Origin of the sequence: Weizmannia acidilactici, from assembly GCF_008974185.1 — a bacterium.
Lineage (GTDB): Bacteria > Bacillota > Bacilli > Bacillales > Bacillaceae_C > Weizmannia > Weizmannia acidilactici.
Genome location: NZ_BKZP01000109.1, coordinates 1 through 450, shown reverse-complemented (window position 1 = coordinate 450; position 450 = coordinate 1). Strand labels below are relative to the sequence as shown.

Genomic DNA, 450 nt, shown 5'->3' with positions numbered 1-450 from the left:
CCAGTACTTCCAGATGTATAAATTCTATACGCATATTTTCCTTCCTTAATTTTTGAATGTGTCGCAATATGGTTATTATTTTTTGCTTTATTAATCAATTTCATGACATTTATATATTTTTTATTGGTTTTCAATTCTTCTTCATCCGAAATATAACAATCACTGTTACTATCTTTTAGAAATAATAATTTCCTTTTTTTAGGAAATGAATGTGCAATAGGTAGATAGTATGCACCAATTTGATAGAGTGCCAATATGACTATTATTAGATTAGTGGATGGTTTCATAATTAAGGGGACACACTGATTTAATTCTATTCCATTTTGTTTTAATTCATTTGCAACTTTATTAACAATTATTTTTAGTTCCTTGTATGTATATTTTGTTTCGTCATCATAAATAGCTATACTACTTGAATATTTTTCTACAGAACTATAAAATTTTTCAATT

Annotated in this window: 1 protein-coding gene; it reads right to left on the bottom strand. The window is 25.3% G+C overall.

What is annotated here, in order from left to right; all coding sequences use genetic code 11:
• Positions 1–450 (bottom strand): AMP-binding protein (locus BpJC4_RS15920; RefSeq protein ID WP_172968335.1); only part of this gene is annotated, 450 nt, incomplete at both ends.